The sequence below is a fragment of the Nonomuraea recticatena genome (genome assembly GCF_039533245.1).
Lineage (GTDB): Bacteria > Actinomycetota > Actinomycetes > Streptosporangiales > Streptosporangiaceae > Nonomuraea > Nonomuraea roseola.
Window position 1 is genome coordinate 1 of sequence record NZ_BAAATE010000086.1, and the last position, 5,726, is coordinate 5,726.

Below are 5,726 nucleotides of genomic sequence, written 5' to 3' on the forward strand. Positions count from 1 at the left end.
CTGCGCTGCTGCCCGCATCGAGCGACCGCACTCGTGCAGGCCATCCTCGTCCTGCAGCTCATCGAAGAGGGCCGCTACTCAGGATGAAAAGGGCTCACTGAGTGTGGGGAGCACGGTGGCGGATGACCGGAAATGATCACCGGGTTGGCGTATAGGACGCTCCTGCCAGTTGGATGGTCTTGATCGCGTTCGATCAGTGCTCGGGGGCAGGGTGACGCAACCGGTCAAGGTCCGCAGGATCACAGATTAAGAAGGGCAGAAGCTGCAGCGGATCGTGCGGCGTGGCACGACCAGCACGGTGCGCTATCGGCGGGCGATGATTCTGCCAGCCTCCGCCGGCGGCAACACCGTGCCGGTCATCGCCCGTCTGGTGCAGACCGATGAGGACACCGTGCGGGATGTGATCCACCGCTTCAACGCGATCGGCCTGGACTGCCTGGACCCTCAGTGGGCGGGAGGTCATCCCCGCTGGCTGAGCCTGAAGATGAAGAGTTCATCGTCAAGGGCGTTCCTTACCGGCCGTCCGCCGACGCCCTATCCCCAGTGTTCCAAGACGCACAGCTTCAGCTGCGACTCTGACCAAGTGGCAACGGGTAGGCGTGCAGCATATGCTCCAGCAGTCCGGCGATCGTGTGGCTGTCGAGCTCACGCGCCATCGCCGCCTCCACACTCGTGTACACCTCGGATAGCGCCGGCCGGATGCCGTGACCAACCGGACAGTCCGGCTTTGGCTCGTGCGGGTGCAAGGCGAATGGCTGACTCAGACCGAGCGCCGCGTAAACCTCGCGGAGGGTGATCTGCTCGGGTGGCCGCTCCAGCCACCAGCCAGACCCGGGCCCACGTCCGACGCCGACCAGTCCGGCCTCGCGCAGCGGGGCGAGCACCCGCCTGACGAGAACGGGGTGGCTGGCAAGGCTTTCGGCGATTCGCTCGGAGGTGATCGGCGACTCACCATGGCGCGCCGCCAGCGCGATCCAGCACAGCGTGTGGATGGCGGTGGTGAATTGGCTGTTGGCGGACACGTCGCCTCCTTTTGTAACAACCATCGTTGCACAAGCAGGCGCGGCTTAGACATCGGCGACTCGGGTCCAGGTCATAACCCAGTTCGTCTCCCAGGTGGCGCGGTCGTCGATAGAGAACGCCTGCTCCCACACCGCCGATGTCGGGGTGATCGAGTGCCACATGTAGCGGGCGATGATGTCGCGGCCGTCGAAAGTGTCCGGGCCGTCGGCGACGAACGTGCCGTCCTCCTGCCAGCGCCCCCGTACCGGCGGCTGCAGGTGCCCGGTGCTGCTGTTGACCCAGTAGATCGTCCAGTCGCCAGCGGCTGCATCATGAACCCGGATGGAGCTGCCGGCGAATCCCAGCTCCGGGAACCACATCTCGTCGATACTGATCGCGCCGTTGTGCAGGGTTGAGGCGGTGGCGATCGCGCGCGTGGTGTACCAGTCGTCCTGCCCGGTGAGCGGCGCGCGCAGGCGTCGGTTCTTGACGGTCCAGGCCCCGACGAGAAAATCGAAGCCCGCAGTGCGCTTGCGCAGGCCGTCAATGTGCTGCCGTCGGATCATGGTCGGGCCTGCCCCGTCGTCACGCCCCGCAGCCGCATGAGCTCGACATCGCCCGTGTGTCCGTCGCCCCAGCGCCTCCAATCGGGGTGGGCGCGCAGTCGGTTCAACGCCGCCGCCAGCTCGGCAGGGTCGCTGAAGTCGGCCGTCCAGACGAACGCCAATCCTGGGCGCACCGGCAGCCGGGGGAACGTGTTCGCTGCCGGCTCGGTCCGCCAGGTGGACACGGGCACCTGTAGCACTGCTTCGAGGATGTCGGGCAACTTGCCGGTCACCCACATCCCTTCATCCAGGTCTACGGCACCACGCACGATCATCGTCGCCGTCGTTGTGCCCGGTGGGGGGCCGGAGACAAGTCTGTCGGCGAACATATCCCCGTGCGGCGGGTCGGTATGGCGTAGCAGCAACACGTCATCGCTGTCGATCATTGTCGCGTTTGCCTCGTCGCGGTGTGCCGCCCACAGCGGTCCGTCGTAGAACGTTTCCAGCGCGCGCCGCCGGTCCGCCATGTCGGCGAAGGCCCGCCACCATACGAACCGGTCGGGCTGGTCCAGATCCTCATAAACAGTGCCGACGAGCATCCCGGCGTCCTGCTGACCGGCGATGAAGTGATTCTCGAACAACCTCCTGAGCACGGGGAAGCCGCCCGGGTGCAGCAAGTAGCGACGCAGCTCAACCACTCCGGCCGCCGCGAACGATACTGGCTTCCTGCCTCGTTCCATGGCGGTGGTTGCGCTGGTCAGGTTGCGTTCGTCGGTCTGTTCCACCGGCACCTCCAAATATGTAACTATTCTTATTACATAAGATAGGCGCCCACAGCGGCCATGGGAAGCTCCCCTGTGGGGCCACTTACAACCTCGTCGTTCTTGGGCTGAGGGTGGTGGACTGTGGCCCGGCTCTCTTATGCGGTCTGCTGGCCAGACAGAAAGAGCACGATGGCGGTGACGATCTCGGGCAGATGGTCGCGGCGGCCGTGGTGGGGGTCAGAGCTGGCCGGTTGGTCAGGTGAGCGATGCCGTGCTCGACCGGTCGTCGGCGGCGAGCCGAGACGTCCCCGACCGAGAGCAGCACCGCGCCGTGGGTGTCGGTGAGCATCGTCGCCTTCATCGCGTTGATCCTGCTCTTGCCCGAGACGAAACGGTCGCGGCCCGCGGCGCCGACGGGCGGGCGGCGCAGGCGGATCTCGGCCCGTGGCCAAGATGGCCGTTTGGTCGTTGTCGCCAGATGAGCGATCGCCTGGCCAACGTAGTGAGTCTGCGGCCAGGGGCGATGCGGCATCCACGCTGAGCAAACAGCGGCCGGATCTGCCCAATGGCGGGTGATGGTGGAGCGATCAACGCCGAACCACCAACCCGGCACAGCATGGGTAGGGACGCAGGCGGACCAGCGTGGCCAGGGGACCGGTCAACGAAGACCAGCTTGCTGCCGGGTGCCTGCCCCGCCAGCGCCCACGCGGCCTGGCCCGCAACTCAGCTGCCGTTGGGCCTCCCACAGCGGCCGATCTCGGTCACCAACTCCGCCACCACGTCCACCGTCAACCTCAGCGACACGCCGCTTGCGCGCCACGATCGAACGCCGGACAGCACCAATTCGTAACGGGCAACGCGAAGCCTGCCCGGTCAGAGGCGATGCCAGGGTCGGCGGCTGTGACGTGAACCCTGGTCATGCTCAGCACCGCAGGTGCGCGGTAGGGCATAGTCCTTGATGAAGACCCTGACGGCATTGCGGAGCTACGGGCCACCGGAGCTAAACCAACCTCCCCGCCCCATGGGTGCTCTTACAGATGAAGCGGACGACGTACCCCAGCAGTCAAACCACTCGCTATGACCCTGCCGAATCGTCGATCCTGGCCAGGGCGCGCATGCTGGGCCGCCTCAGTAAGAAGCGTTTCGGCATCGCCATGTGTGAGGTAGCCGCTGGCAACCAACCCACCCGCGGTATAAGCGGCTCGGTTTAGTTTGGTGGTGAAACCCGCACCCTCGGGAAGGGCGCCGCAGGCCGTTACGTCGGCCAGGAGCCGCGCCAGCACACGCCCGGCAACGGAGTTTCCGCCACCGGCCTGCGTGACCGCGAGTCGAGCGCGAGGAGGGAGTGGTTGAGGCTGCTGGGCGGTGTGAGTGTGATGAACTGCGAGGTGTTCTGTGCGAATAAGCTCGGCGGCCAGCCAAGAGGGGAGCGGAGCAGGTTGGTAGCAATTCCCCACTATGGAATAGGCACCATCTTTGATACGGGTACCAGGAGCGATGATGTAGCCGCCCCCAGCCCGCACATCCACCTGCCAGGCGAGAGCCCGTCCGCCACCCGAACCTACGGAGGAGAGAAAGGACTGCGCTGGGTCAGCCCGGTACCACACATGGAGACCCTGTGAAGGGGTACGCACGCGGAGCGTCTTCGCATCGTCGGCCGGGCTGGGCTCTCCGTGGAGAGCAGCGAGCAGGGCGAGGGTGTGATAGCCGGTAGCGAGGCCCGTCAGGTCGACGCGCGCGTCGATCGTGATGCCTGGTAGAAGCCGATCGCGCGCAGGTATCGACGTGGGATGAGAGTCGATGTCGATAACCACCAGGTTGGCCGGGCCGCAGGAAACTCCCACGCCGAAACGGGGATTGGCTCCCCACCATGCCGAGATCACCTGGTCGTCAAGCGTTGCAGCGAGGAAGCTGTGGCACCATCGTCCCTGCTTCAAGCATGGGCATCGGCTTGCCTGGTGCTTCCGTTGGCGGCATGGGAGACAGTTCGCGGTAGGCGTCTTGGAACCCGGAGCCAAAGGATGGACCGGCCATCCCTGCTGGGCGCACCATCGGGCAATCGCCAGCGACTGAGCCGGAACTCGCTCGGGTGGAGGATCGTCGTCATGGAAGCGCAGCGTCACGTCATTCCTTCTCAGTAGGCGCTTCGGCCGTGGGCAGAGGAGTCACTTATTGAGAATCCAGGCTAGTAGGGGGATTGCTAACTGACAGAGCGACCGAAGCGACCAGGGCTCCGAAATGGCAGCACACTAGCTGACACCCCGTCCAGAGCGCATTGATCGCGGTCCGAGCGGTGCAGCGACTGAACTTGCAGCACGGAGGTTTAGAGTGCTTGAGTCGCTTCGCTTTGATGGGGGTAAGGCCAGGTCAGAGCCCATTTCTGTCGTATCCACAGCGACTATAGCGACTTAGAAGTGCTACTTATGAGACGGTTCCCCCCTGAGCAGTCTCATCAGATATAAGCCCACCTTGCGTCGCTTCGGTCGCTCCAAGAGGTCAAAGATCACCTCTGACCTGGGGATTCGTCAGCGACTTTAGGGAAGCGACTGAAGTCTCCCAAGCGACTGAAGTCTGCCAGCCGGCAGCGTGCCGAGCAGGACACCGCGTCCGCGCGGCGCCGCACTCCCGCCCCCTGGGCAGCGCGCCCACGCCGTCATCTGGCCCGATGCGCGTTGGCTTGCTCAAACACGCTGCAGCCTCTGCGGAGATCACTGTCGCGGCCAGCATCTGCCGCTGAAGGGCACGCTTGCGCGCTCGCACGCCAGCTTCCGGCACCCCGCCCGCCAGCGTTGGGACGCCGTCGCCAAAGCGTTGCGGCCGGTCTACACGGCGCCGACCGAGGGCGCCGCGCTCGAGCGGTTCTACGAGTTCGCCGAGACGTGGGGCGGCCAGGTATCCGGCGATCGTGAAATTGCGGGAGGACGCCCGGGCCGAGTTCGTGCCGTTCCTCAACTTCGACACCGAGATCCGCCGGGTCATCTGCTCGACCAACGCGATCGAGTCAGTGAACGCTCGGATCCGGCGAGCGGTCAAGGCTCGCGGGCACTTCCCGAACGAGCAGGCCGCGCTCAAGTGCGTCTCCATGGCGATCATGAGCTTGGGCCCGACCGGCAAGGGCCGTAAACGCTGGATCCCCCGTTGGAGGCCGCCTTGAACGTCTTCGCCATCACCTTCGAAGGCCGCCTCACGCCGACCACCCGATACCCAAACAAGATCCAGTTACGCCGTTAACTGGACTTGGACAGACCTCCGCGTAGCCGAAAGCTCTGGCGTGTCTACCAAACCGGAGCAACTCCAGCAGATCGAAAGGCCACCTGCGGTCACGTCCAGCGAAGTGGTGTATGAGTTGACCTTCGCGTGATCCTGTTTCTGCAGGTTAAGCGGTAAGTGTCTGCGGGATGGGGTTGTGCTGCGG

General features: G+C 65.0%; 4 protein-coding genes and 3 pseudogenes. 3 read left to right on the forward strand and 4 right to left on the reverse strand.

Translation table 11 applies throughout. The features are described 5' to 3' along the window. Positions 1 to 87, forward strand: a pseudogene (locus ABFX50_RS50170) (IS5/IS1182 family transposase); the annotation flags it as partial. 175 nt (positions 88 to 262) lie between these two features. Continuing rightward, positions 263 to 525, forward strand: a pseudogene (locus ABFX50_RS50175) (helix-turn-helix domain-containing protein); the annotation flags it as partial. Between the two features lie 38 nt (positions 526 to 563). On the opposite strand, the gene ABFX50_RS50180 reads toward ABFX50_RS50175, so the two are convergent. The 4 genes from ABFX50_RS50180 to ABFX50_RS51750 all read right to left on the reverse strand — a co-directional run bounded on the left by ABFX50_RS50180 (position 564) and on the right by ABFX50_RS51750 (position 4,434). Then, positions 564 to 1,022, reverse strand: a complete 459-nt coding sequence (locus ABFX50_RS50180) for an Rrf2 family transcriptional regulator (protein ID WP_346158306.1) — start codon at positions 1,020 to 1,022, stop codon at positions 564 to 566. Between the two features lie 45 nt (positions 1,023 to 1,067). Then, the gene (locus ABFX50_RS50185) at positions 1,068 to 1,568 is read right to left on the reverse strand and encodes a hypothetical protein (RefSeq protein WP_346158308.1); all 501 of its coding nucleotides are present in this window, start codon (positions 1,566 to 1,568) and stop codon (positions 1,068 to 1,070) included. Further along, positions 1,565 to 2,332, reverse strand: a complete 768-nt coding sequence (locus ABFX50_RS50190) for an NIPSNAP family protein (protein ID WP_346158310.1) — start codon at positions 2,330 to 2,332, stop codon at positions 1,565 to 1,567. Before ABFX50_RS50190 ends, ABFX50_RS50185 begins: the two co-directional genes overlap by 4 nt. Positions 2,333 to 3,342: 1,010 nt before the next feature. Next, positions 3,343 to 4,434 (reverse strand): bifunctional DNA primase/polymerase, encoded by a 1,092-nt coding sequence (locus tag ABFX50_RS51750; protein WP_379506887.1) that lies wholly within the window; start codon positions 4,432 to 4,434, stop codon positions 3,343 to 3,345. A gap of 640 nt (positions 4,435 to 5,074) precedes the next feature. On the opposite strand from ABFX50_RS51750, the pseudogene ABFX50_RS50195 reads away from it, so the two are divergent. Continuing rightward, positions 5,075 to 5,542 (forward strand): annotated as a pseudogene (locus tag ABFX50_RS50195) (transposase); the annotation flags it as partial. Positions 5,543 to 5,726 lie beyond the last annotated feature (184 nt).